Annotated in this window: 18 protein-coding genes and 1 tRNA gene; 8 read left to right on the forward strand and 11 right to left on the reverse strand. The window is 69.8% G+C overall.

Annotated features, from left to right (window positions below):
• Positions 1-401: 401 nt before the first annotated feature.
• Positions 402-2,918: an aminopeptidase N gene (gene pepN, locus IE182_RS17645; RefSeq protein WP_190110808.1), complete on the forward strand. Its 2,517-nt coding sequence runs from the start codon at positions 402-404 to the stop codon at positions 2,916-2,918.
• 138 nt (positions 2,919-3,056) lie between these two features.
• On the opposite strand, the gene IE182_RS17650 is transcribed toward pepN, so the two are convergent.
• Positions 3,057-3,611 (reverse strand): F0F1 ATP synthase subunit B, encoded by a 555-nt coding sequence (locus IE182_RS17650; RefSeq protein WP_190110809.1) that lies wholly within the window; start codon positions 3,609-3,611, stop codon positions 3,057-3,059.
• 320 nt (positions 3,612-3,931) lie between these two features.
• On the opposite strand from IE182_RS17650, the gene IE182_RS17655 reads away from it, so the two are divergent.
• Together IE182_RS17655 and IE182_RS17660 are read left to right on the forward strand one after the other, a co-directional pair.
• A complete protein-coding gene (locus IE182_RS17655) occupies positions 3,932-5,350 on the forward strand; it encodes a pyridoxal phosphate-dependent decarboxylase family protein (RefSeq protein WP_190110810.1) in 1,419 nt (472 codons plus the stop codon).
• Positions 5,347-6,777: a lysine N(6)-hydroxylase/L-ornithine N(5)-oxygenase family protein gene (locus tag IE182_RS17660; protein ID WP_190110811.1), complete on the forward strand. Its 1,431-nt coding sequence runs from the start codon at positions 5,347-5,349 to the stop codon at positions 6,775-6,777. Before IE182_RS17655 ends, IE182_RS17660 begins: the two co-directional genes overlap by 4 nt.
• On the opposite strand, the gene IE182_RS17665 is transcribed toward IE182_RS17660, so the two are convergent.
• The gene (locus IE182_RS17665) at positions 6,733-8,529 is read right to left on the reverse strand and encodes a bifunctional metallophosphatase/5'-nucleotidase (protein WP_190110812.1); all 1,797 of its coding nucleotides are present in this window, start codon (positions 8,527-8,529) and stop codon (positions 6,733-6,735) included. The genes IE182_RS17660 and IE182_RS17665 overlap by 45 nt on opposite strands.
• Before the next feature lie 118 nt (positions 8,530-8,647).
• Between IE182_RS17665 and IE182_RS17670 the strand changes: the two genes are divergently transcribed.
• Both IE182_RS17670 and pyk read left to right on the forward strand, forming a co-directional pair.
• On the forward strand, positions 8,648-9,355 hold the full coding sequence (locus tag IE182_RS17670; protein WP_190110813.1) for an SIMPL domain-containing protein: 708 nt from the start codon (positions 8,648-8,650) through the stop codon (positions 9,353-9,355).
• A gap of 144 nt (positions 9,356-9,499) precedes the next feature.
• Positions 9,500-10,933 carry a pyruvate kinase gene (gene pyk, locus IE182_RS17675; protein ID WP_190110814.1) on the forward strand — a complete coding sequence of 478 codons (1,434 nt, stop codon included), beginning with the start codon at positions 9,500-9,502 and terminating at the stop codon, positions 10,931-10,933.
• 6 nt (positions 10,934-10,939) lie between these two features.
• Here the strand turns inward: pyk and IE182_RS17680 are convergent, their stop codons facing one another.
• A complete protein-coding gene (locus tag IE182_RS17680; protein ID WP_190110815.1) occupies positions 10,940-11,713 on the reverse strand; it encodes a helix-turn-helix domain-containing protein in 774 nt (257 codons plus the stop codon).
• Positions 11,714-11,832: 119 nt separating this feature from the next.
• A tRNA-Leu gene (locus tag IE182_RS17685) sits at positions 11,833-11,907 on the reverse strand.
• A gap of 95 nt (positions 11,908-12,002) precedes the next feature.
• Between IE182_RS17685 and IE182_RS17690 the strand changes: the two genes are divergently transcribed.
• Positions 12,003-12,653 (forward strand): ANTAR domain-containing response regulator, encoded by a 651-nt coding sequence (locus IE182_RS17690; RefSeq protein ID WP_190110816.1) that lies wholly within the window; start codon positions 12,003-12,005, stop codon positions 12,651-12,653.
• Between the two features lie 76 nt (positions 12,654-12,729).
• Here IE182_RS17690 and IE182_RS17695 read toward each other — a convergent pair whose 3' ends face one another.
• From IE182_RS17695 to IE182_RS17725, 7 genes are all read right to left on the reverse strand, one after another.
• Complete coding sequence (locus IE182_RS17695; RefSeq protein ID WP_190110817.1) at positions 12,730-13,449, reverse strand: ABC transporter ATP-binding protein; 720 nt, start codon at positions 13,447-13,449, stop codon at positions 12,730-12,732.
• Positions 13,446-14,324: an ABC transporter ATP-binding protein gene (locus IE182_RS17700; RefSeq protein WP_190110818.1), complete on the reverse strand. Its 879-nt coding sequence runs from the start codon at positions 14,322-14,324 to the stop codon at positions 13,446-13,448. Before IE182_RS17700 ends, IE182_RS17695 begins: the two co-directional genes overlap by 4 nt.
• Positions 14,321-16,096 (reverse strand): branched-chain amino acid ABC transporter permease, encoded by a 1,776-nt coding sequence (locus IE182_RS17705; protein WP_190110948.1) that lies wholly within the window; start codon positions 16,094-16,096, stop codon positions 14,321-14,323. The genes IE182_RS17700 and IE182_RS17705 overlap by 4 nt, the downstream gene beginning before the upstream one ends.
• Positions 16,097-16,101: 5 nt before the next feature.
• Complete coding sequence (locus IE182_RS17710; RefSeq protein WP_190110819.1) at positions 16,102-17,031, reverse strand: branched-chain amino acid ABC transporter permease; 930 nt, start codon at positions 17,029-17,031, stop codon at positions 16,102-16,104.
• Between the two features lie 119 nt (positions 17,032-17,150).
• Positions 17,151-18,368, reverse strand: a complete 1,218-nt coding sequence (locus tag IE182_RS17715; protein WP_190110949.1) for a branched-chain amino acid ABC transporter substrate-binding protein — start codon at positions 18,366-18,368, stop codon at positions 17,151-17,153.
• 343 nt (positions 18,369-18,711) lie between these two features.
• Positions 18,712-19,176, reverse strand: coding sequence for a PaaI family thioesterase (locus tag IE182_RS17720; protein ID WP_190110820.1), 465 nt, complete (start codon positions 19,174-19,176; stop codon positions 18,712-18,714).
• A gap of 67 nt (positions 19,177-19,243) precedes the next feature.
• Positions 19,244-21,529, reverse strand: coding sequence for an FdhF/YdeP family oxidoreductase (locus IE182_RS17725; protein ID WP_190110821.1), 2,286 nt, complete (start codon positions 21,527-21,529; stop codon positions 19,244-19,246).
• Positions 21,530-21,752: 223 nt separating this feature from the next.
• Between IE182_RS17725 and polA the strand changes: the two genes are divergently transcribed.
• Positions 21,753-24,410, forward strand: a complete 2,658-nt coding sequence (polA, locus tag IE182_RS17730; RefSeq protein WP_229844913.1) for a DNA polymerase I — start codon at positions 21,753-21,755, stop codon at positions 24,408-24,410.
• A 155-nt stretch (positions 24,411-24,565) separates the two neighbouring features.
• Positions 24,566-24,700 carry an SPW_0924 family protein gene (locus IE182_RS17735; protein WP_190110823.1) on the forward strand — a complete coding sequence of 45 codons (135 nt, stop codon included), beginning with the start codon at positions 24,566-24,568 and terminating at the stop codon, positions 24,698-24,700.
• Positions 24,701-24,704 lie beyond the last annotated feature (4 nt).

The raw sequence follows: 24,704 nt of genomic DNA on the forward strand, positions 1-24,704 counted from the left end.
CCACCCGGGTCGCGCCCGCCCACCCGGGTCGCGCCCGCCCACCCGGGTCGCGCCCGCCCACCCGGGTCGCGCCCGCCTACCCGGGCCGCGCCCGCCTACCCGGGCCGAAGCCCGCCCCACCCGGGCCGAAGCCCGTCCCCGGGCTGAAACGCTCGCAGACCAAGCCCCGCAGGCCGGCCGGCCCGTGACCCGCGCCCGTGGGCGGGACCCGTGGACCCGGGCCGGAGCCGGCCCCCGGCCTCCGCCCCCGGTCCGGAGGACGTCCCCCACACCGAGCCCGGGAGGGGCGCCCCGCACCGAGCCCCGATCGGCCCCGGGCCGGCCGGTGACGGGCCCCGGGGCGGGCCGGGGGCCCGGAATATCCCTCGGCCCGGGGGCCGGCCGTGCGGCAGCATGAGCCCATGCCCGTACTGACGCGCGACGAAGCGCAGACCCGAGCCCGCCTCCTCGACGTCCACCGCTACGCGATCGACCTCGACCTCACCCGCGGCGACGAGCACTTCGGCTCCACCACCACCATCCGCTTCACCGCCCGCGAAGCCGGAACCACATTCGTCGAACTGAAGCCCGCCGCCCTCCACCGCGCCACCCTCGACGGCCACCCCCTCGACCCGGCCGCCCTCCAGGACAACCGGCTCCCCCTGACCCTCACCGCAGGCGAGCACGAGCTGCACATCGAAGCCGACATGCGCTACTCCCGCACCGGCGAGGGCATGCACCGCTTCACCGACCCCGCCGACGGGCACACCTACCTCTACACCCAGACCTTCCTCGACGACGTCCAGCGCGTCTTCGCCGCCTTCGACCAGCCCGACCTCAAGGCCCTCTTCGACGCCACCGTCACCGCACCCCCCGAGTGGACCGTCCTCGGCAACGCCGTCGCCCACCGCACCGGAGAGCCCGCCGAAGGCCGCTGGCAGCTGGCCACCACCAAGCCGCTGAGCACCTACTTCGTCGCCTTCGCCGCCGGCCCCTGGCACAGCGTCCGCACCGAACACGCAGGACTGCCCTTCGCCCTGCACTGCCGCCGGTCCCTCGCCCCCCACCTCGACGCCGACGCCGAGGAAATCCTCGACATCACCCGCCGCTGCTACGACCGCTACCACGAGATCTTCGACGAGCCCTACCCCTTCGACTCCTACGACCAGGCATTCGTCCCCGAATTCAACGCCGGCGCCATGGAGAACCCGGGCCTGGTCACCTTCCGCGACGAATTCGTCTACCGCTCCGCCGTCACCGACACCGAACGCCAGACCCGCGGCATGGTCATCGCCCACGAAATGGCCCACATGTGGTTCGGCGACCTCGTCACCCTCCAGTGGTGGGACGACATCTGGCTCAACGAGTCCTTCGCCGAATACATGGGCTTCCAGGTCCTCGCCGAAGCCACCCGCTACACCGGCACCTGGACCGACTTCGCCATCGCCCGCAAGAGCTGGGGCTACGACGCCGACCAGCGCCCCTCCACCCACCCCGTCGCCCCCGCCCCCCAGGACGTGCGCGACACCGCCTCCGCCCTCCTGAACTTCGACGGCATCTCCTACGCCAAGGGCGCCTCCGCCCTCCGCCAACTCGTCGCCTGGCTCGGCGAGAAGGACTTCCTCGCCGGCATCAACGACCACTTCGCCCGCCACCGCTTCGGCAACGCCACCCTCGCCGACTTCATCGACTCCCTCGCCCGCCACACCGACCGCGACGTCCACGCCTGGGCCGAGAGCTGGCTGCGCACCAGCGGCGTCGACACCCTGACCCCCCACCTCACGGACGAGCCGGCACACGGCTGGCGGCTCGACCTCCACCACGACGGCACCCGCCCCCACCACCTCGCCATCGGCCTCTACGACCACGCCCCCGGCGACCCCCGCACCCTCGTCCCCCGCACCCCCCTCATCGCCGACCTCCCCGCCGGCGGCGGCACCCGCACCCTCACCCCCGGCGGCCCCCGCCCCGCCCTCGTCCTCGCCAACGACGGCGACCTCACCTACACCAAGGTCCGCCTCGACCCCACCTCCTGGAACACCGCCCTCACCACCCTGTCCGCACTACCCGACCCCATCAGCCGGGCCGTCCTGTGGAACGCCGCCCGCGACATGGTCCGCGACGGCGAGCTCGCACCCCGCGCCTACCTCGACGCCGCCCGCACCCACCTGCCCCACGAAGACGACATCGCCATCACCCAGGGCGTCCTCGCCTTCGCCCGCACCCAGATCGCCGACCGCTACACCACCCCCACCGACCGCCCCGCCGCCCTCGCCACCCTCACCGACCTCTGCCACGACCTGCTCGACCGCACCCACGGCACCCCCGGCACCGAAGGGCTGCGCCTGACCGCCGCCCGCACGCTCATCGCCGGCGCCACCACACCCTCCACCCTCCAGGACTGGCTCCGGGCCGGCACCGCCCCCGGCGGCCCCGCCCTCGACCCCGAACTGCGCTGGCGCACCCTCGCCCGCCTCGCCGTCCTCGGCGCCGTCACCCCCCACGACATCGACACCGAACTCGCCCGCGACCCCAGCGCCACCGGCCAGGAAGGCGCCGCCCGCTGCCGCGCCGCCCTCCCCGACCCCGCCGCCAAGGAAGCCGCCTGGCACGCCCTCTACACCGGCGACCAGCTCAGCAATTACCTCTTCACCGCCACCGCCCAGGGCTTCTGGCAACCCGAGCAGACCGACCTCGTACGCCCCTACCGCGACCGCTACTACCCCGACGCCGTCGCCCTCGCCGCCCGCCGCGGCCCCGCCCTCGCCTCCGCCGCCGGAACCCACGGCTTCCCCCACGTCCTCATCGAGGACGAAACCGTGCAGCGCGGCGAGGAGTGCCTGCGCGACGCCGCACCCACCCCCGCCCTGCGCCGCAAGCTCGTCGACCAGCTCGACGACCTGCGCCGCGCCCTCGCCGTCCGCGCCGCCCACGCATAGTCCCGCCGGCCTGCCGGGCCGGTACGCGCACGGCCCCGGAGCCGAACGGCACCGCGCGCAGGAACGGTCCGCAGGAACGACGAAGGCCCCCGTCCCCTCGAAGGGGACGGGGGCCTTGGCCCATGGCTCTGCCGGCGGTCAGTCGCGCTTCTCGCCCGTCGCCGCGTCCGACGGCTGCGCCGTACGCAGCTCCTCAAGGAAACGGTCGACGACACCGTTCTGCTGGGCGAAGTCGGCCATCGGCTCGCCGACGATCTTGCCCGCCAGCTGCGTGGCCAGCACACCGACCTGCTCGCGCAGCTCGGCCTCCGCCACCGCACGCTCCGCGTCGATCACCGCGTGACCCGCAGCGATGATCTCCTCGCGCTGACGCTGACCCTCGGCCCGCAGCTCGGCGATGATCGCCGTACCCTGCTCGACCGACTCCTGCCGCAGCCGCGCCGCCTCGTGCCGCGCCTCGGCCAGCAGCTCCTGGTACTCGGCGTGGACCCGCGCCGCCTCGGCACGCGTCTCCTCGGCCTCCTCGAAACGCCCCTCGGTGGCGTTCTCACGCTCGACGAGGACCTTGTTGATCCGCGGCAGGATCACCTTCGCCATCACGGCGAAAACGAGGAAGAACAGCACCAGCCCCAGGACGAGGGGCGCCAGGTCGGGCTTCAGAGGCCCTACATCGAGAGCAAAAGTCATGGCCATGGTGTGCACATTACCTTGAAGCCCGCCCCGGGCTCCGACCCGCACCCACCCCGGCACCCCCGCACGGCCCCCGCCACAGCCCCCAACTCACCCGCGCCACAAGGCCCTGCCGGGTCAGTACCACCATCGGGCGAAACCTCCTGCACGCGAGGTCACGGACCGTGCACAGCCGGTAGCTTGACCCGTTGGTGCCAGCCCGGACCCCGCAACGGACCCCGGGAAAAGCCACACCGCCCCCCGGAACGAACCCCGGAAAAGACCACACGGAAAGCCGCCCCCACACCGCCGCCACACACCCGAGAACCCCGAGGGACACCTCCATGCCTGCGCCGCCCCCACCCCCCACCACCCCCGCAACGGCACTCGCGGGCGGCGCCCAGGGAACCCGCGCCCTACGCCCCCTCCTCGACATCGCCCTGCACGCCCTCGCCCGCGGCGCCACCGCCCGCGGCGGCCCCCTGCCCGCCGGCGGACCCGAAACCGTCGCCGCCCGCATACGGGCCACCGCCAGCCCCGCCCTCCCCGAACACGGCACCGGCCCCGACGAAGCACTCCACACCCTCGTCCAGGCCCTCGCCGAAGGCGCCGCCGACCCCGCCGACCCGCACTGCGCCGCACACCTCCACAGCCCCCCACTGGCCCTGGCCACCGCCGCCGACCTCGCCGCCGGCACCCTGAACCCCTCCCTCGACTCCTGGGACCAGGCCCCCTCCGCGACCGCCCTGGAAGCCCTCACCACCCAGGCCCTCGCCGCCCTCGCCTACCCCGGCCGCCCCACCGCCGACGCCCTCGTCACCACCGGCGGCACCGAGTCCAACCAGCTCGCCCTCCTCCTCGCCCGCGAAGCAGCCCGCACCCGCGGCACCGGACCCCTGCACATCGTCTGCGGAGCCAACGCCCACCACAGCATCCAGCGCTCCGCCTGGCTCCTCGGCCTCCCGGCCCCCCACCGCCTCCCCACCCCCAGCGGCACCCTCAACCCCGAAGACCTCCGCACCACCCTCACCACCCTCCACACCACCCCCACCCTCGTCGTCGCCACCGCCGGCACCACCGACGCCGGACACATCGACCCCCTGCCCCGCATCGCCGACCACTGCGCCGCCCACGGCGCCACCCTGCACGTCGACGCCGCCTACGGCGGCCCCCTGCTGTTCAGCGACACCCTCAAAAAAGCCCTCACCGGCCTCGACCGCGCCGACAGCATCACCCTCGACCTGCACAAACTCGGCTGGCAACCCATCGCCGCAGGACTCCTCGCCGTCCCCGACACCACCGCCCTGCGCCCGCTCGCCCACCAGGCGGACTACCTCAACGCCCCCGACGACACCGAGGCCGGCCTCCCCGACCTCCTCCACCGCTCCCTGCGCACCACCCGCCGCCCCGACATCTTCAAGATCGCCGTCACCCTGCGCGCCCTCGGCCGCCGCGGCATCGCCGAACTCGTCGAACGCGTCTGCACCGCCGCCCACCATCTCGCCGACCTCGTCGACGCCCACCCCTCCTTCGAACTCCACTCCCGCCCCACCATCAGCACCGTCCTCTTCCGCCCCCTCGGCGCCGACCACCACACCACCGCCCACACCAGACGCCGCCTCCTCCACAACGGTCACGCCGTCCTCGGCCGCACCAGCACCCCCCAGGGCCTCTGGCTCAAAGCCACCCTCCTCAACCCCCACACCCGCCCCGACGACCTCCGACACCTCCTCACACTCGTGGAAGGCCACACCACCCGATGACCACCCCCCAGCCCCCCGCCTCCGCCCCCGACCAACCCCTCGACCTCGCCGGCATCGGCATCGGCCCCTTCAACCTCTCCCTCGCCGCCCTCGCCCAGCCCCTCCACGACCTGCGCGCCGCCTTCTACGACCAGAGCCCCACCTTCCAGTGGCATCCCGGCCTCCTCATCGACGGCACCACCCTCCAGGTCCCCTACCTCGCCGACCTCGTCACTCTCGCCGACCCCACCAGCCCCTGGAGCTTTCTCAACTACCTCAAAACCCGCGAACGCCTCTACCCCTTCTACTTCTCCGAGCGCCACCACATCCACCGCGCCGAATACGACGCCTACTGCCGCTGGGTCAGCGAAAACCTCACCGGCCTCCACTTCAACCACCACATCGACGCCGTCCGCTGGAACCCCGAACGCGTCCTCTTCGAAATCGACTACACCCAACTCGACCCCGACGGCGAAGCCGACGCCCTCGGCCGCGCCTACACCCGCAACCTCGTCCTCGGCGTCGGCACCGCCCCCTACGTCCCCGAACCCCTGCGCCCCCTCGCCGAAGCCCCCGGCGTCCCCGTCATCCATGCCGCCGACTACCTCGAACACCGCGAAAAACTCCTCGAAGCCGAACACATCACCGTCATCGGCTCAGGACAATCCGGCGCCGAAGTCTTCCTCGACCTCCTCCGCCACCGCCCCACCGGCCGCGAAAAACTCGCCTGGCTCGCCCGCAGCCCGGCCTTCGCGCCCATGGAATACAGCAAACTCGGCCTCGAACACTTCACCCCCGACTACACCCACTACTTCCGCACCCTCCCCGAACCCGTACGCGACCAGGTCCTGCCCCAGCAATGGCAGCTCCACCAAGGCATCGCCGCCCACACCATCGCCGACATCCACGACGAGCTCTACCGCCGCAGCCTCCACGGGGGCTGGCCCGACGCCGTCCTCACCCCCGGCGTCTTCGTCCGCACCGCCGGCCGCGTCGGCACCACCCGCGTCGAACTCCACCTCGAACACATCCAGCAAGGCACCCGCTCCCGCCTCACCACCGACGCCGTCGTCCTCGCCACCGGCTACCGCGAACGCCGCGTCGACACCCTCCTCGCCGCCCTCGACCCCTACGTCCGCCGCGACTCCAACGGCCGCCCCCGCATCGACGAACACCACCGCCTCGTCCTCGACCCCTCCGTCAAGGGCGCCATCCACGTCCAGAACGCCGAAACCCACACCCACGGCATCGGCACCCCCGACCTCGGCCTCGCCGCCTGGCGCAGCGCCGTCATCCTCAACGCCCTCACCGGCAAGACCCACTACCCCCTACCGCACCGCACCGCCTTCACCACCTTCGGCCTGGAGCCGCGACCACAGCCACGGCCCCACACCGGCATCACCTCAGAAAACCGGCACACCATCCCGCGTCAGCTTCCAGTCCACTGACGAGAAAGCCGCCACATCGATAGACTGCTTCGCCTTCACCCAACCGATGATCGTGTTACGGATCTCATCGGAATTCGCCCACACCTGCTTGGCGCGCGCCACGTGCGGGAAGTTCCCCCCACCACTTGCCCGGTAGTTGTTCACCGCCAACACGAACTCCGCAGAATCCACGAGCGGCTTCCCGTCGAACGAGAGATTAACGATCCGCGAACCCGGCGCCTTCGCGACATCGATCTCGTACGACAAGCCGCTCACCACGTCGTAGTTGTAATCCGGAATCCCCTCCGCATTCGTCAGCTTCGCCGGGTCCACCGGCGCACCCGTCGCCGTCTGCACGTAATAACGCGCCGAGAACTCCAGATACGCCCGCACCTGCGCACCCGTCATCACACGCGCCTCCAGCGTGTTCTCGAACGGATACAGACCCGCCACCTCCCGGATCGTCACCTTCCCCGCAGGCACCGCAGCCGTACGCGAAAAACACGACGCCTGCGACAGCACCGGCAACGACGCGTACGCCGTACCCACCAGCGCCGCCCGCACCGTCTCCGCCTGCACATGGTTGATGAAATCGATGATCGGCGTGTCCTTGTAGGCCGCCTCCGCCGCACCCATCGCCGCCGACGACGTACCGATCACCTGATTCACATACGCCACGACCTTCCGGTGCTCATCACCCAGCAGCCCCGTGATCCTGCGGTCCTCGGCCACCGAGTTGGAATTCAGCACCTTCGCCGCCACCGACTCCACCTGCCAGCCGCCGCGCTCCCACACCAGATCGAAGTCGAACAGCGTCAGCCGCTGCCCCCACTTCAGCGGCTCCGACAGCACCACCTGCTTGCCCGTCGCCTTGTTCGTCACCCGGTACTCGGGAATCTCGGTGTGAGCGTGCCCGACGAGAATCGCATCGATGCCCGGCACCTGCTCCGCCACCAGAGCCGCCGCATTCTCGACGTACGGCAGCTGATCACCGTACGACGACGTACCACTGGAACCCGAGTGCGCCGAAACGATCACCACATCCGCACCCATCGACCGCAGCTTCGGCACCCACTTCGCCGCCTGCTCCTCCAGGCCGGGGAACACCATCTTCCCCTGCACATTCGCCTTGTCCCAGATCGCAATACCCGGATTGGTCAGCCCCAGGACCGCCACCCGCACATCACGCCCGTGCGGCGTGCACACCGTCTTCATCACATACGGCGGAAAGGCCGGGCGCATCGTCTTCGCATCCAGAGCATTCGCCCCCAGGATCGGGAAACGGCACTGCTCCTGGAACTTCCGCAGCGTCGGAATGCCATAGTTGAACTCGTGGTTGCCCAGCGCGGCCGCGTCATAACCGATGGCGTTCATCGCCTGCGCCATCGGATGCACCGGACCGTTCGCACCCGTGATCGGATCGACCTTGGCGTAGTAGTACGACAGCTGAGTGCCCTGGATCGTGTCACCCGCGTCGATCAGCAGCGTATTCCGCCGCCCCTTCTCCGCACGCACCTGGTTCACCAGCGTGGAGATCTTCGCCAGGCCCACATCGTTGTGCGCCTTGTCATCGAACTCCGCATCGGTGAAGTAGTCCCAGTTGAAGACGTTCCCGTGCAGATCCGTGGTGCCCATCACCGTGAACGAGTACCGCTTCTTCCGGCGTCCCGACGACTCGGCCTCCGCCGGCACCGTCCCCACCGCGCCCGCCAACGCGACACCCGCGCCCGTCACGGCCGTACGCCCCAGGAAATTCCTACGGTTGAGCGACATATGGTCTGTTCTCCCCATTCATATCCAGAACCAACGCGCGTAGATTCTGGCCCAGCCACCGCCCCCACCAACACCCTTCACACGTTGCGATCCCATCACCGGCTGAGACGCTGACCCCATGACCACACCGCCCGCCCACCTGCCCTACGGAACACCCGACACCCCCCGCATCGCCGTCCGCGGCGAAGCCCGCCTCGAAGTCGACCCCGAAATCGCCCGCATCGGCATCACCGTCAACGCCCGCGGCACCGACCGGCACCACGCCCTCGACGACCTGACCCGCCGCAACAACCAGGTCCTCGACCTCCTCCGCTCCTACGGCGACGCCGTCGAAAAACTCGAAACCGGCCGCTTCACCATCACCCCCCAACTCGCCGAGAAGGGCCGCCACGAACGCATCCGCGCCTACCTCGGCTCCGTCCACCTCACCGCCACCCTGAACGACTTCACCGCCCTCGGCGAGCTCGCCACCCGCCTCGCCGAACTCGACCTCACCCACGTCGACGGCCCCTGGTGGGCCCTCCGCCACGACTCGCCCGCCCACGGCGAAGCCCGCCGACACGCCGTCCACGAAGCCGTACAACGTGCCCGCGAATACGCCGGCGCCCTCGGCGCCCGCCTCGACGCCCTCGTCGAACTCGCCGACACCGGAGCCGAAAACACCGGCCTCCCCGCGTACCCGCCCCCCGCGCCCGGCGGAATGATGCGCTCCGCCGGCTACGGCGGCGCCCCCACCCCACCCCCCGCACTCGACCTCGAACCCCAGCGCCAAACCGTCCACGCCCACGTCAACGCGCGCTTTACGATGACCCGACCGGAACTCTGACACCCGCACGACACGCCAGGGGGGGCGCTCATCGGAGCGCCCCCCTGCACGTTTCACAAGATGTCAACAAGCTTTTACCCAACGGACGTTGGCCGGTTGCGAGGGGCCAATTCTCTACCCACCAGTAGGTCATAAGGTCGTGCCATGCGCCGAGCCAAAATCGTCTGCACCCTGGGCCCCGCGACCGACTCGTACGAGCAGATCAAGGCACTCGTCGAAGCCGGCATGGACGTCGCCCGCTTCAACCTCAGCCACGGCACCTACGACGAACACGAGGCGCGCTACCAGCGGGTGCGCAAGGCAGCGGAGGAAACCGGCCGCAACATCGGCGTCCTCGCCGACCTTCAAGGCCCGAAGATCCGCCTCGGCCGCTTCCGGGAAGGCCCTGTACTCCTTGAACGCGGCGATGAATTCACCATCACCGTCGAGGAGACCGAGGGCGACCGCCACGGCTGCGGCACCACCTACGACGGCCTCGCCGCCGACGTCGCCCGAGGTGAGCGCATCCTCGTCGACGACGGCCGCGTCACCCTGGAGGTCGTCGAGGTCGACGGCCCCCGCGTCAAGACCATCGTCCTCGAAGGCGGCATGGTCTCCGACCACAAGGGCCTCAACCTCCCCGGCGTCGCCGTCTCCGTCCCCGCCCTCTCCGAGAAGGACGTCGAGGACCTGCGCTGGGCCATCGACACCGGCGCCGACATCATCGCCCTCTCGTTCGTCCGCAGTGGACGCGACATCGAGGACGTGCACCGCGTCATGGACCAGGAGGGCCGCCGCCTCCCCGTCATCGCCAAGATCGAAAAGCCCCAGGCGGTCCAGAACCTCGACGGCATCGTCGCCGCCTTCGACGGCATCATGGTCGCCCGCGGCGACCTGGGCGTCGAAATGCCCCTTGAAACGGTCCCGATCGTCCAGAAGCGAGCGATCAAGCTCGCCAAGCGCAACGCCAAGCCGGTCATCGTCGCGACCCAGATGCTCGACTCCATGATCGACGCATCCCGCCCCACCCGGGCCGAGGCGTCCGACGTCGCCAACGCCGTCATCGACGGCACCGACGCCGTCATGCTCAGCGGCGAGACCAGCGTCGGCAAGTACCCCGTCGAGACGGTCCGCACCATGGGCCGCATCGTCACGGCCGCCGAGGAGGACGTCCTCGCCAAGGGCCTGCCGCCTTTGACCGAACACAGCAAGCCCCGCACCCAGGGCGGCTCCGTGGCCCGCGCGGCCGCCGAGATGGGCGACTTCCTGGGCGCGAAGTTCCTGGTGGCCTTCACTCAATCCGGTGACACCGTCCGGCGCCTGTCGCGCTACCGGTCGCCCATCCCACTGCTGGCCTTCACCCCGGAGCCGGCGACGCGTTCGCAGCTGAACCTGACGTGGGGGGTGGAGACGTTCCTGGGCCCGATGGTCCAGACGACGGACGAGATGGTCGAGCAGGTCGACGAGCATCTGCTGCGGATCGGGCGGTGCCGGAAGGGCGACATGGTCATCATCACGGCGGGCTCGCCCCCGGGAACCCCGGGGACGACGAACCTGGTACGGGTGCACCACATCGGGGAGGACGACTCACCGAAGTAGGGGCGATCAGTACTTCGGGCCTATGTGGGCGTCCATGAGGGCGACGGATGCCTTGCGGGCTACGGAGATGTTCTGGGCTCTTCGGCTCTGATAGGTGGGCTTCCATTCGACGCCGACCTTGTCGAGTGTGTCGGTGAAGAGCCTCAGGATGTCCGCGGACGTGTTGGTGAAGAAGTAGCGGGGGTACTCATAGCGCTTGGGCTCACCATTGACGACACGCGTGGTCCAGTTGGTGATGCGAGAGCCGTCGGAGTGGATGAGTCCGCGGATGAACTCCCACGGGTGTGCGTCCACGATCTGCTGCTGCCAAGGCTCCAGCGCGATGCGGCGCTCGTGCTTCTTGCCGGGGCCGTGCTGAGGGAACAGGCACAGAAGGTGTTTTGAGTACACCTTCACGTAGGTGCAACCGGTGCCGCTCACCCGGCAGACCTTGTTGTCGGGGAACACGGCGCTGATGGCCTGTGCGGCGGCTTCGACGAGGCCGGGCCACTTGTCGCCGCAGGCGAGAGTCAGGCTCGGTACGCGGTGCTTGCGGTACTGAATGATGTGGCCGTCACCCAGGTAGAGGCCGAGCAGGTAGGCGTACGCGGCTGGCAGCGGCGGGGAGTGCGGTGTGCTGCAGCAGCGCGAGCATTCGTGGGTGCGGTGGAGGGGTTCGAGCCTGGTCTGCCACGAGCGGATCGCGTACCTGGATATGCCGGTCTGCCGGCTCACGGCGTTGAGGCTGCGGCCTTGATCGACAAGAGCGAGGACGCGCTGGCGCGTTTCGACGTCGTACACAGCTGCGAGCCTGACTCGCTCCGGGCTGCGGAAGAGGGGATTCGAAGCAATGTTCACCGCTGGGAGTGAAGATCCCCAACCGTTGGATCTGCCCGCCCGCCTTCGAATCGAAGGTGAAGTGCCCCGGGTCGGATTCGAACCGACACTGTATGGGTTTTGAATCCATCGCCTGCTGCCAATTGGGCTACCGGGGCCTTGTAATCCAAGGGAAGTCTATACCCCCTCGGTGCTCAAAACTACATGAGGTAGGTAGGCTCGTGCAGCAGCACCTGCCCTATCGAGGAGACCCGTGACCGCCGCCGAGCCCCAGCCGCCCGTCGACGACGAGCCGCAGCACACCCCTCCGCACGTCACCCGTGTCGTGATCGCCGAGGACGAGGCCCTGATCCGTCTCGACCTCAAGGAGATGCTCGAAGAAGAGGGCTACTCCGTCGTCGGCGAGGCGGGCGACGGCGAGACGGCCGTTGCGCTGGCGCGGGAGCACCGGCCGGATCTGGTGATCCTGGACGTGAAGATGCCGGTGCTCGACGGGATCTCCGCCGCGGAGCGCATCGCGGCCGAGTCGATCGCACCCGTCCTGATGCTCACGGCCTTCTCGCAGCGTGACCTCGTGGAGCGGGCCCGTGACGCCGGTGCCATGGCGTACCTGGTGAAGCCGTTCAGCAAGAGCGACGTCGTCCCGGCCATCGAGATGGCCGTCTCGCGCTTCACGGAGCTGAAGGCGCTGGAGAGGGAGGTCGCGGACCTCTCGCAGCGGCTGGAGACCCGGAAGCTGGTGGACCGGGCCAAGAGCATTCTGCAGACGCAGTACGGGCTGACCGAGCCGGCGGCGTTCCGGTGGATCCAGAAGACGTCGATGGACCGGCGGCTGTCGATGCAGCAGGTGGCGGAGGCGGTCATCGAGGATTCGAAGGAGAAGAAGGCCGCCAAGGAGCAGTAGGGGGTCTGAGACCCGTTGTGATCGAGGGGCCCGCGTCCGGTTCGGACGCGGGCCCCTCGTCGTACGTGGTGCGTGCTCAGTCCTCGCCGAGGTACGCCTTGCGTACGGATTCGTCGTGCAGGAGGTCGGCTCCCGTTCCGGAGAGGACGATTTTGCCGATCTCCATGACGTGGCCCTGGTCGGCGAGGGTCAGGGCGGCCTGGGCGTTCTGTTCGACGAGCAGGATGGTGGTGCCGGCGGCCTTGAGTTCGGCGATGGTGTCCATGATCTTCTGCATCATGATCGGCGAGAGGCCCATGGAGGGTTCGTCGAGCATGAGGAGTTTGGGGCGGGACATCAGGGCCCGGCCCATGGCGAGCATCTGCTGTTCTCCGCCGGAGAGGGTGCCGGCCTTCTGGCCCGCGCGTTCGCCGAGGATGGGGAAGAGGTCGTAGGCCCGTCGGATGTCCTGGGTGATGCCGGCGGTGTCCTTGCGGAGGAATGCTCCGAGCTGGAGGTTCTCCGCGATGGTGAGGCGGGGGAAGATGTGGCGGCCCTCGGGGGAGTGGGCGAGGCCGCGGGCGACGATGTCGTGGGCGGGGACGCCGGTGAGGGGGCGGCCGTCGAAGCGGATGGTGCCGGCGGTGGGGGTGAGGAGGCCGGAGAGGGTGCGCAGGGTGGTGGTCTTGCCGGCACCGTTGGTGCCGATGAGGGTGACGACTTGGCCGGCTTGGACGGTGAAGGAGATGCCTTTGACGGCTTCGATCTTGCCGTAGGCGACGTGGAGGTTCTCCACTTCGAGGAGGGGGGTGGTCATCGGTGGTCTCCCTCCGCGTCGTGGTGGTTTTCGGCGGCCGTTTCGGCGGCTTCGACTTCGGCGATTTCCTCCTGGCCGGGTGCGCCTTCGAAGGGTGTGCCGAGGTAGGCGGCGATGACGCGTTCGTCGGCCTGGACGGTTTCGGGGGTTCCTTCGACGAGTTTTTCGCCTTGGACGAGGACGGCGACGCGGTCGCAGAGGTTGAAGATGAAGCGCATGTCGTGCTCGATGACGAGGACGGCGGTGCCGCGGTCGCGGATGGCGCGGACGAGTGTTTCGGTGGTGCGGGTTTCCTGGGGGTTCATGCCGGCGGTGGGTTCGTCGAGGAGGAGGAGCCCGGGGTCGCTGGCGAGGGCGCGGGCGATTTCGAGCTTGCGTTGTTCGCCGTAGGGAAGGTTGCGGGCGAGGTGGTCGCGTTTGGGGGTGAGGTCGGTGAAGGCGAGGAGTTCCATGGCGCGTTCTTCGGAGGCGCGTTCGGCGCGGCGGAATGCGGGGCCGCGGAGGAGTGCGGAGAAGAGTCCTTCTTTGGTGCGGGTATGGCGGCCGACGAGGACGTTTTCGAGGACGGTCATGTTGGGGAAGAGGCGGATGTTCTGGAAGGTGCGGGCGATGCCGGCTTGGGTGACGAGGTGGGGTTTGGGGGGGAGGGTGGTGCCTTGGTAGGTGACCGTGCCTTCGGTGGGGGTGTAGAGGCCGGTGAGGCAGTTGAAGAAGGTGGTTTTTCCGGCGCCGTTGGGGCCTATGAGTCCGACTATTTCGTGGGGGCCGACGGTGAGGTCGACGGTGCGTACGGCGGTGAGTCCACCGAAGCGCATGGTGACGCCGGTGGCGGTGAGGAGGGGGCCGGCGGTGGCGGTGGTCGTCATGGTGGTCATGCCTCCGCCTTGGTGAGGGGCACGTTGCCGGTCGGGGCGGTGTCCTCGTGGAATTCGAGTTGTTTTCTGCGGTCGGCGACCAGGCCCTCGGGGCGGAAGCGCATGAGGAGGATGAGGGCGAGTCCGAAGAGCAGGAGCTGGTAGTCCTGCATGAAGTCCATTTTGCTCGGGATCAGGTAGAGCAGGGCTGCTCCGACGATGGGGCCGGTGATGGTTCCCATGCCGCCGAGGATGACGGCGGCGAGGAGGAAGGCGGAGTTGGGTGGCACGGTGCCGGCGAATTGGTACTGGTCGGGGGTGGCAGTGGTGATGACGTGGGCCTGGATGGTGCCGGCGAGTCCGGCGAGTGCGGCGCCGAGGGCGAAGGCGAGGAGTTTGAGGCGGAAGGCGTTGATGCCCATGGCGGTGGCGGCGGTTTCGTCTTCGCGGATGGCGATCCAGGCGCGGCCGATGCGGGATTCGGTGGCGCGGCGGAAGACGAGGACGACGACGATGGTGGCGAGGAGCATCAGGAGGTAGTAGTTGCCGAATCGGCCGATGGGGGTGCCGAGGATGTCGTGGGTTTTTCCGAAGTCGAATCCGAGGATGTTGAGTTCGGGGATGTTGGGGATTCCCATGGCGCCGTTGGTGATGTCGGGGCCGGTTTTTCCGTTGAGGTTGAGCATGGTGATGCGGAAGATTTCGCCGAAGCCGAGGGTGACGATGGCGAGGTAGTCGCCGCGCAGGCGCAGGGTGGGGGCGCCGATGAGGACGCCGAAGACGAGTGAGGCGGCGATGCCGGTGAGGATGGCGGCCCAGAAGGGGAAGTGGACGCCGATGGCGGATTCGGGGGAGCCGGAGACGAGGGCGGCGGCGTAGGCGCCGACGCCGAGGAAGGCGACGTAGCCGAGGTCGAGGAGGCCGGCGAGGCCGACGACGACGTTGAGGCCGAGGGCGACGGTGGCGAAGATCAGGATGCTGGTGGCGAGGTTGGTGTAGGCGTCGTTGGTCTGGGTGAGGGGGAAGCAGGCGGCGGCGACGAAGGCTGCGGTGAGTGTGGTGTTGCGGTGTTTGGCGGTGAGGTTGCTGAGGCGGGTGGTGAGTCCGGAGCGGCCGAGTGCGGCGAGGGTGAGGCCGGTGAGGATGAGGTAGCCGACGAAGAGTTCGCCGTATTCGGTGTCGATGCCGTAGCTGAAGAGGAAGAGGCCGAGGGCGAAGGCGGCGGCGATGATGAGGGTTTCGGCCCAGGTGGGGAGGGGCTTGGCGGGTGGGGTGTGACCTGCGGTGAAGGAGTGGCGCAGGAGGCGCCAGGGGGTGGGGGGCCGGGTGCCGTTGTGGTCGTCGTAGGGCCGGTCGGGGGGTAGGGCGAGGGCGGCGGCGAGGGTGAGGAGGCTGGCGGCTGCGGCGATGTAGCCGCCGGGTTCGAGGTTGGCGAGGCCGCCGAGGTCGAGGGCGATGGCGGCGAGGGTGTACCAGGTGGCGGCGAAGGTGCCGAGGGCCGTCAGGAGGGTGGGTGCGGTGGGTCCGGCGGGGGTGAGCCAGCGCAGGCCGCGGATGCCGTGGCCGGCGAGTGCGTGGAGGAGGGTGAGGGCGGCGCCGGCGAGGGTGATGGTCTGGAGGCCGCCGGGGTACCCGGTGACGGTGAGATTGCCGGGGAATCTGGTGGTCCAGGTCCAGGCGAGGAAGGTGGAGGCGATGGTGAGGGTGGCGCCGGTGAGGAGGAGGATGCGGGCGCCGGTGGTGGGCAGGGGCAGGGGGCCGTGGGGCGGGGTGGGGTGGTGGGTGCCGGTCATGGTGATCACGCCCTGTCCGCGACGCGTTCGCCGAGCAGGCCCTGGGGCCGTAGCAGCAGGACGAGGATGAGCAGGACGAAGGCCCAGACGTCCTTCCAGGAGCCGCCGCCGAACTGGGTCATGCCGGGGATCTCCTCGATGTAGCCGGTGGCGAGGGCTTCGGCGACGCCGAGGACGACGCCGCCGAGCATGGCGCCGTAGATGTTGCCGATGCCTCCGAGGACGGCGGCGGTGAAGGCTTTGAGGCCGGTGATGAAGCCCATGCGGAAGTCGACCTGGCCGTATTTGAGGCCGTGGGCGACGGCGGCGATCGCGGCGAAGGCGGCGCCGATGGCGAAGGCGATGACGATGATGCGGTCGGTGTTGATGCCCATGAGGCGGGCGGTGTCGGGGTCCTGTGCGGTGGCCTGCATGCCGCGTCCGGTGCGGGTCCTGGCGACGAAGAGGCCGAGGGCGAGCATGCACAGGGGGGCGGCGACGAGGAGGAAGATCTCGCCGCGTTGGACGGTGGCGCCGAGGATTTCGATGGAGTCGCCCTTGAACTGGGGGAAGACGCGGGCCTTCTTGGCGTCGGGGTACCACTTCCAGATGGCTTGCTGCAGGGCGATGGACAGGCCGATGGCGGTGATCAGTGGTGCGAGGCGGGGGGCGTTGCGCAGGGGCCGGTAGGCGAAGCGTTCGGCGGCGACTCCGACGGCGACGGCGGCGAGGATGCCGCCGAGGATCATGAGGGGGAGGGCGAGGAGCAGGCCGGTGCCCGCGGGGAGGATGAGGTGGGCGGTCAGTGCGCCGAAGCCGCCGACCATGAAGATCTCGCCGTGGGCGAAGTTGATGAGCTGGACGATGCCGTAGACCATCGTGTAGCCGATCGCGATGAGTCCGTACATCGCGCCGAGGATGAGTCCGTTGGCCAGCTGTTGCGGCAGTTCGTGCACCGCCGGGCCTCCGTGGGGTGGGAAGGGGTACGGGCGGTCGGCGCGGGCCGTGCGGGTGTGGTGTGTGGGTACGGCCCGGCCGCCGGTGGCGCTGGGTGAGGGTGTTGGGCGTCCTCGGGTCAGCGCTTGTATTCCGCGCTGTGGCGGGCCTTCCATGCTGTTGCGTCGACCTGGTAGGCGGTGATCATGGTGTTGGTCGTGTCGCCGTACTGGTCGAAGGAGACGCGGCCGGTGACGCCGTCGAAGGAGACCTTGTTGAGGGCCTGGACGACTTTGGCGCGGGCGTCGGTGGGGAGTTTGCCGCCGTTTTCGGAGACGACGGCCTTGACGGCCTGGATGATGGCCCAGGTGGCGTCGTAGGTGGAGCCGCCGTATGCCTCGTAGCGGTCCTTGTAGCCGGCTGCTTTGTAGTCGGCGATGAATTTTTTGGCGGAGTCGAGTTGTTCGACGGGCTTTCCGACTGAGGTGGCGTAGTCGCCGGCGGATTTCTTGTTGAGGGTGATGTAGTCGCCGCTGTACATGCCGTCGCCGCCCATGAGGGGGGCTTTGAGGCCGCCGTCCTTGAGCTGTTGGCTGAGGGGGGCGGCTGCGGGATATTCGCCGCCGTAGAAGATGAGGTCGGGGTTGGTGCTCTTGGCCTTGGAGACGATGGCTTTGAAGTCGCGGTCCTCGGGGTTCACGTGTTCGGTGCCGACGATTTTGCCGCCGAGGGCGGTGAATTTGGCGGAGAAGGCGGCGGCGAGGCCGACGCCGTAGGTTTTCTGGTCGTCGATGACGTAGACGGTTTTGGCCTTGATGTGTTCGTAGGCGTACTGGCCGCCGAAGGCGCCTTGGACTTCGTCGGTGGTGGCGGTGCGGAAGTAGGTGGAGAACTGGCGTTTGCGGTTGTTCTCCTTCCAGTCCTTGCCCTGGGTGAGGTCGGGGGTGGTGTTGGCCGGGGATATGAGGGCGACGTTGTTGGCCTGGGCGACCTGTTGCATGGACTGGGCGACGCTGGAGTTCAGGGGGCCGACGATGCCGACGACGTTCTTGTCGCCGGCGAGCTTGGTGGTGTTCTGCTGGCCGGAGGTGGGTTGGGCCTGGTCGTCGAGGGGGCTGAACTCGAAGGTGACGCCGGGGACTTCTTTGTTTTTGTTGGCGTTGGTTATGGCGAGGTGGGCGGAGTTCTTGATGCCCTGGCCGAGGGCGGAGAGGTCGCCGGTCAGGGGGGCGTCGAGGCCGATGGTGACGGTGGTCTTCTTGCCGCCGTCGTCGCTGTCGCTGCCCTTGTCGTCGCGGGAGCCGCAGGCGCTGAGCGTGAGGGCCCCTGTGGTGATCGCGGTGGTGAGGAGGAGCAAGGAATGGTGTCGCACGGTGCTTCCTTTCCCTGGCGAGGCCCTCGCTGTGGAGGTGCCCTAACGCCCACCGGGCGGGGAGGAAGGAACGGGCTGAGCGGGAAATGCGAGGAGGCGCGGAGGTGTGTGCGAACCGCCCGGCGGGGTGGTGAATGGCCGTGACTCTAGGGGTGTGCGGCACGCCGGGGCAGAGGTGGAGGCCATGATGTGACTGTCTTGTTATGACGTAGGTCACTCGGGGGGCGTTTGTTTAACAGAGTTGACCGGAAGGGTTGCGCTGAGCGACCCGATTCCTGGCTTCCGGATAGCCCCGGGGGCCGAAGCGCCCCCGGGGGACCGGGGATTGTCAGGTGGTGCCGGCCGCGTCGCGGATGAGGCAGGTGAGGCGGGCGGAGCACACGCGCTTGCCCTGCTCGTCGGTGATGACGATCTCGTAGGTGGCGGTGGTGCGGCCGCGGTGGACGGGCGTGGCGACGCCGGTGACCAGTCCGGAGCGGACTCCGCGGTGGTGGGTGCAGTTGAGGTCGACTCCCACGGCGATGCGGCCGGGGCCGCCGTGCAGCATGGCTCCCACGGAGCCGAGGGTCTCGGCGAGCACGGCGGACGCGCCGCCGTGCAGCAGTCCGTAGGGCTGGGTGTTGCCCTCGACGGGCATGGTGCCGACGACGCGCTCGGGGGATGCCTCGGCGACGTGGACGCTCATGCGCTCACCGAGGTGCCCGGCGGAGAAGAGGGCGGCGAGGTCGAGCCCGCTGTCGGCCCACTGGTCGATGATGTCCTGCGGGAACGTGGTCTTGCTCTGCTCGCCCATGCGTCGTCGCTCCGATCACCCTTGGTCGTTGTGTGGTGAAATTTTTTCCAGCTGGACCGTGCCGGCGTCAACTGTCGTCGGTCTGCCGCTCGATCCTGATGACGACGGACTTGCTGGCGGGGGTGTTGCTGGTGTCGGCCGTGTGGTCCAGGGGGACGAGGACGTTGGTCTCGGGGTAGTAGGCGGCGGCGCAGCCCCGGGCGGTGGGGTAGTGCACCACGCGGAAGCCGGGGGCGCGGCGTTCGCTGCCGTCGGTCCATTCGCTGACGAGGTCGGCGTAGGAGCCGTCGTCGAGGCCGTGGGCGCGGGCGTCGTCGGGGTGGAGGAGGACGACGCGGCGGCCGTTCTTGATGCCGCGGTAGCGGTCGTCGAGGCCGTAGATGGTGGTGTTGTACTGATCGTGCGAGCGCAGGGTCTGCAGCAGCAGCCGGCCTTCGGGGACGGCGGGGTACTCGACGGGGGCGGCGGTGAAGTTGGCCTTCCCGGTGGCGGTGGGGAAGGTGCGGCTGTCGCGGGGGGCGTGGGGGAGGGTGAAGCCGCCGGGGCGGGCGACGCGGGCGTTGAAGTCCTCGAAGCCGGGGATGACGCGGGCGATGCGGTCGCGGATGGCGGCGTAGTCCTTCTCGAAGTCCTCCCAGGGGGTGCGGCTGGCGTCGCCGAGGACGCGGCGGGCCATGCGGCACACGATGGCGGGCTCGGAGAGCAGGTGGGGGCCGGCGGGGGCGAGGCGGCCGCGGGAGGCGTGGACCATGCCCATGGAGTCCTCGACGGTGACGAACTGGTCGCCGCTGTGCTGCCGGTCGCGCTCGGTGCGGCCGAGGGTGGGCAGGATCAGGGCCCGGGCGCCGGTGATCACGTGGGAGCGGTTGAGCTTGGTGGAGACGTGGACGGTCAGGCGGGCGCGCCGTACCGCGGCCTCGGTGACGTCGGTGTCGGGGGTGGCGGCGACGAAGTTGCCGCCCATGGCGAAGAAGACCTTGGCCTGTCCGTCGCGCAGGGCGCGGATGGCCCGTACGACGTCGAGGCCGTGCGTGCGGGGCGGGGCGAAGCCGAATTCCTTCTCCAGTGCGTCGAGGAAGGCGGTGGAGGGGCGTTCGAAGATGCCCATGGTGCGGTCGCCCTGGACGTTGCTGTGGCCGCGTACGGGGCAGACGCCGGCGCCGGGGCGGCCGATGTTGCCGCGCAGCAGGAGGAAGTTGACGACTTCCCTGATGGTGGGCACGGCGTGCTTGTGCTGGGTGAGGCCCATGGCCCAGCACACGACGGTGCGCCGGGAGGCGAGGACCATGCGCAGGGCCGTTTCGATCTCTTCGCGGCGCAGGCCGGTGGCGCGCAGCGTTTCGTCCCAGTCGGCGGTGCGGGTGGCGGCCTCGAAGGCTTCGAAGCCGTGGGTGTGTTCGTGGACGAAGGCGGTGTCGACGGCGCCTTCGGTCTCCAGCACCAGTTTGTTGAGCAGGCGGAAGAGGGCTTGGTCGCCGCCGAGGCGGATCTGCAGGAAGAGGTCGGTGAGGGGGGTGCCGACGCCGGCCAGGCCGCGGGCGTTCTGCGGGTTCTTGAAGCGTTCCAGGCCTGCTTCGGGCAGCGGGTTGACGGTGATGATCTTCGCGCCGCCGGTCTTGGCCTTCTCCAGGGCGCTGAGCATGCGGGGGTGGTTGGTGCCGGGGTTCTGGCCCGCGACGATGATCAGGTCGGCCTGGTGGAGGTCCTCCAGCAGGACGCTGCCCTTGCCGATGCCGATGGTCTCGGTGAGTGCGGAGCCGGAGGACTCGTGGCACATGTTGGAGCAGTCGGGGAGGTTGTTGGTGCCGAGTTCGCGGGCGAAGAGCTGGTAGAGGAACGCGGCCTCGTTGCTGGTGCGCCCGGAGGTGTAGAAGACGGCCTCGTCGGGGCCGGTGAGGGCGGTCAGCTCTTCGGCGATGATGTCGAAGGCGCGCTCCCAGGACACCGGCTCGTAGTGCGTGGCGCCCTCGGCGAGGTACATGGGCTCGGTGAGGCGGCCCTGCTGGCCGAGCCAGTAGCCGCTGCGCTCGGCGAGGGCGGCGACGGGGTGCTCGGCGAAGAAGGCGGGGGTGACGCGGCGCAGGGTGGCTTCCTCGGCGACGGCCTTGGCGCCGTTCTCGCAGAATTCCGCGGTGTGCCGCTTGTCCGGCTCGGGCCAGGCGCAGCCGGGGCAGTCGAAGCCGTTCTTCTGGTTGACCCGGAGCAGGGTGAGGGCGGTGCGGCGCACGCCCATCTGATCGTTGGCGATGCGCAGGGTGTGGGCGATGGCGGGGAGCCCGGCGGCGGCGTGCTGCGGGGCGGTGACGTCGGGTGCGTCCTGTACCGGATCGCCGGTGGGCGGCTTGCCTGCCATCTCGCTCCCCCTTGAGCGGTCGGTGCTGCGCTGGTGGGTCGTGCGGTGCCGATCCTGTCATGGGGGTCCGACAGCGGGGTGGCCGAGGGTTCCGTGGCCGGGAATGTCAGTGGGCCGTGGCAGGATCGGGGGCGTGGCAGCAAAGGCATCGAATACCGCGACAGCGAACGAACCGACCGGCACCGAGGCAGCAGCGGAGGGAGGGCGCCACCGTCTGCTGTTGATGGACGGGCACTCCATGGCGTACCGGGCGTTCTTCGCGCTGCCCGCGGAGAACTTCACCACGTCGGGCGGTCAGCCGACGAACGCGGTGTACGGCTTCGCGTCGATGCTGGCCAACACGCTGCGTGACGAGAAGCCCACGCACTTCGCGGTGGCGTTCGACGTGTCGCGCAAGACGTGGCGCTCGGAGGAGTTCCCGGAGTACAAGGCGACGCGGTCCAAGACTCCGGACGAGTTCAAGGGCCAGGTGGCGTTGATCGGCGAGCTGCTGGACGCGATGAGCGTGCCGCGGTTCGCGGTGGACGGCTTCGAGGCCGACGACGTCATCGCGACGCTGGCCACGCAGGCGGAGGCCGAGGGCTTCGACGTCTCGATCGTCACGGGTGACCGCGATTCCTTCCAGCTGGTGAGCGATGCCGTCACCGTGCTGTACCCGACGAAGGGCGTGTCGGAGCTGACGCGCTTCACGCCGGAGAAGGTCGTGGAGAAGTACGGCCTGTCGCCTCAGCAGTACCCGGACTTCGCCGCGCTGCGCGGTGACCCGTCGGACAACCTGCCGGGCATTCCCGGTGTCGGTGAGAAGACCGCCGCGAAGTGGATCAACCAGTTCGGTTCGTTCGCCGAGCTCGTGGAGCGGGTGGAGGAGGTCAAGGGCAAGGCCGGGCAGAATCTGCGCGACCACCTGGAGGCGGTGAAGCTCAACCGCCGGCTGACCGAGATGGTCCGCGACGTCGAGCTGTCCACCGGTCCCGAGGGCCTGCTGCGTGCGGCGTACGACCGGTCGGCGCTGGTGGCGTTCCTGGAGCGGCTGGAGATCCGCAACGTCGGTCTGCGCGACCGGCTGCTGGCCGCCGACCCGGGTGGGGAGGTGGCCCCGGAGGCGGCTCCGGAGGCGGGTGCCGAGGTCGACGGCGTGGTGCTGGGCACGGGTGAGCTGGCGCCGTGGCTGGCCGGGCACGGCAGCGCCCCGCTGGGTGTGGCCGTGGTCGACAGCTGGTCGCGGGGCAGTGGCCGGGTCGCCGAGATCGCCCTGGCGACGGGCGAGGGCCCGGCGGTGTGGTTCGACCCGACCGAGCTGGACGAGGCCGACGAGCGGGCGTTCGCCGCGTGGAGCGCGGACGCGGCGCGGCCCAAGGTGATGCACGACGCGAAGGCCGCCATGCGCGTCTTCGCCGAGCACGGCTGGTCGGTCGCGGGCGTGACCATGGACACCGCCCTGGCCGCCTACCTGGTCAAGCCCGGCCGGCGCTCCTTCGCCCTGGACGCGCTGTCGGTGGAGTACCTGGGCCGTGAGCTGGCGACGGCGGCCGCGGGCGACGGCCAGCTGGCCTTCGGCGCGGACGAGCAGGCGGAGGCGGACGCCCTCATGGGCCGCGCCCGCACGGTGCTGGACCTGGGCGGTGCGTTCACCGGCCGGCTCAAGGACGTCGGCGCCGCCGGGCTGCTGACCGATGTGGAGCTGCCGACCAGCGCGATGCTGGCGGGCCTGGAGCGGGCCGGCATCGCCGCCGACCGTGGCTGGCTGGAGCGCATGGAGCAGCAGTTCGCTGCCGCCGTGCAGCAGGCGGTGCAGGAGGCGCACGCGGCGGCGGGCCGCGAGTTCAACCTGGGCTCGCCCAAGCAGCTGCAGGAGGTGCTCTTCGGGGAGCTGGGCCTGCCGAAGACGAAGAAGACCAAGACCGGGTACACCACGGACGCCGACGCCCTGGCCTGGCTCGCCGCGCAGACGGAGAACGAGCTCCCGGTGATCATGCTGCGGCACCGTGAGCAGTCCAAGCTGCGCTCCACCGTCGAGGGTCTGATCAAGGCCGTCGCCCCCGACGGCCGGATCCACACCACCTTCAACCAGACGGTGGCCGCCACGGGCCGGCTGTCCTCCACCGACCCGAACCTGCAGAACATCCCGGTGCGCACCGACGAGGGCCGGGCCATCCGCCGCGGCTTCGTCGTCGGTGAGGGTTTCGAGACCCTGATGACCGCCGACTACAGCCAGATCGAGCTGCGCGTCATGGCCCACCTCTCCGAGGACGAGGGTCTGATCGAGGCGTTCGCCTCCGGCGAGGACCTGCACACCACCGTCGCCTCGCAGGTGTTCGGCGTCGCCAAGAGCGACGTCGACCCGGAGATGCGCCGCAAGATCAAGGCCATGTCGTACGGCCTGGCGTACGGCCTGTCGGCGTTCGGCCTCTCCCAGCAGCTGAACATCGCCCCCGACGAGGCGCGCCGCTTGATGGACACGTTCTTCGAGCGGTTCGGCGGAGTGCGCGACTATCTGCAGCGCGTCGTCGAGGAGGCCCGGGCCACGGGCTACACCGAGACGATGCTGGGCCGCCGCCGCTATCTGCCGGACCTCAACAGCGACAACCGCCAGCGCCGGGAGATGGCCGAGCGGATGGCGTTGAACGCCCCGATCCAGGGCACCGCCGCCGACATCGTCAAGGTCGCGATGCTGCGGGTGGCGGAGGCGCTGGCGGCCGAGACGCTCGGCTCCCGGATGCTGCTGCAGGTGCACGACGAAATCGTGCTGGAGATCGCGCCGGGCGAGCGCGAGAAGGTCGAGGCGCTGGTCCGCCGCGAAATGGCCGGTGCCGTCTCGCTGCGCGCCCCGCTGGACGTCTCGGTGGGCGTCGGCCGGGACTGGGAGTCCGCCGCCCACTGACCCGCGGCGCGGCACCGATCCACTTGCGGCCCTTCTCCCTGCCGGACGGCGGGGAGAAGGGCCGTGCCGCGTGGTTCTCATCCGTGGCGTGCGTTGCTACCGTGCCCATCTCTGACGCCTTGTCAGGCACGGGGAACCCCGCCAGGAGGCTTCGCATGCGTGCACTGGCCGCCGCGGCCATCGGACTGGCCGCGGCCCTCGCCCTCGTCCTCACCCTCACGGCCGTCGGCCCGCCCGAGGGCGTCACCTCGCCCGAGCCCCTGCTCTCCTCCGTCCCCGCCCACCCGTAGGCGG

This window comes from Streptomyces cinnamoneus, assembly GCF_014650495.1.
Lineage (GTDB): Bacteria > Actinomycetota > Actinomycetes > Streptomycetales > Streptomycetaceae > Streptomyces > Streptomyces cinnamoneus.

Bases quoted from the DNA above. Each gene is read 5' to 3' on its own strand.
- pepN (WP_190110808.1), top strand. From the start codon at position 402: ATGCCCGTACTGACGCGCGACGAAGCGCAGACCCGAGCCCGCCTCCTC.
- IE182_RS17650 (WP_190110809.1), bottom strand. From the start codon at position 3,611: ATGGCCATGACTTTTGCTCTCGATGTAGGGCCTCTGAAGCCCGACCTG.
- IE182_RS17655 (WP_190110810.1), top strand. From the start codon at position 3,932: ATGCCTGCGCCGCCCCCACCCCCCACCACCCCCGCAACGGCACTCGCG.
- IE182_RS17660 (WP_190110811.1), top strand. From the start codon at position 5,347: ATGACCACCCCCCAGCCCCCCGCCTCCGCCCCCGACCAACCCCTCGAC.
- IE182_RS17665 (WP_190110812.1), bottom strand. From the start codon at position 8,529: ATGTCGCTCAACCGTAGGAATTTCCTGGGGCGTACGGCCGTGACGGGC.
- IE182_RS17670 (WP_190110813.1), top strand. From the start codon at position 8,648: ATGACCACACCGCCCGCCCACCTGCCCTACGGAACACCCGACACCCCC.
- pyk (WP_190110814.1), top strand. From the start codon at position 9,500: ATGCGCCGAGCCAAAATCGTCTGCACCCTGGGCCCCGCGACCGACTCG.
- IE182_RS17695 (WP_190110817.1), bottom strand. From the start codon at position 13,449: ATGACCACCCCCCTCCTCGAAGTGGAGAACCTCCACGTCGCCTACGGC.
- IE182_RS17700 (WP_190110818.1), bottom strand. From the start codon at position 14,324: ATGACCACCATGACGACCACCGCCACCGCCGGCCCCCTCCTCACCGCC.
- IE182_RS17705 (WP_190110948.1), bottom strand. From the start codon at position 16,096: ATGACCGGCACCCACCACCCCACCCCGCCCCACGGCCCCCTGCCCCTG.
- IE182_RS17720 (WP_190110820.1), bottom strand. From the start codon at position 19,176: ATGGGCGAGCAGAGCAAGACCACGTTCCCGCAGGACATCATCGACCAG.
- IE182_RS17725 (WP_190110821.1), bottom strand. From the start codon at position 21,529: ATGGCAGGCAAGCCGCCCACCGGCGATCCGGTACAGGACGCACCCGAC.
- polA (WP_229844913.1), top strand. From the start codon at position 21,753: ATGGACGGGCACTCCATGGCGTACCGGGCGTTCTTCGCGCTGCCCGCG.
- IE182_RS17735 (WP_190110823.1), top strand. From the start codon at position 24,566: ATGCGTGCACTGGCCGCCGCGGCCATCGGACTGGCCGCGGCCCTCGCC.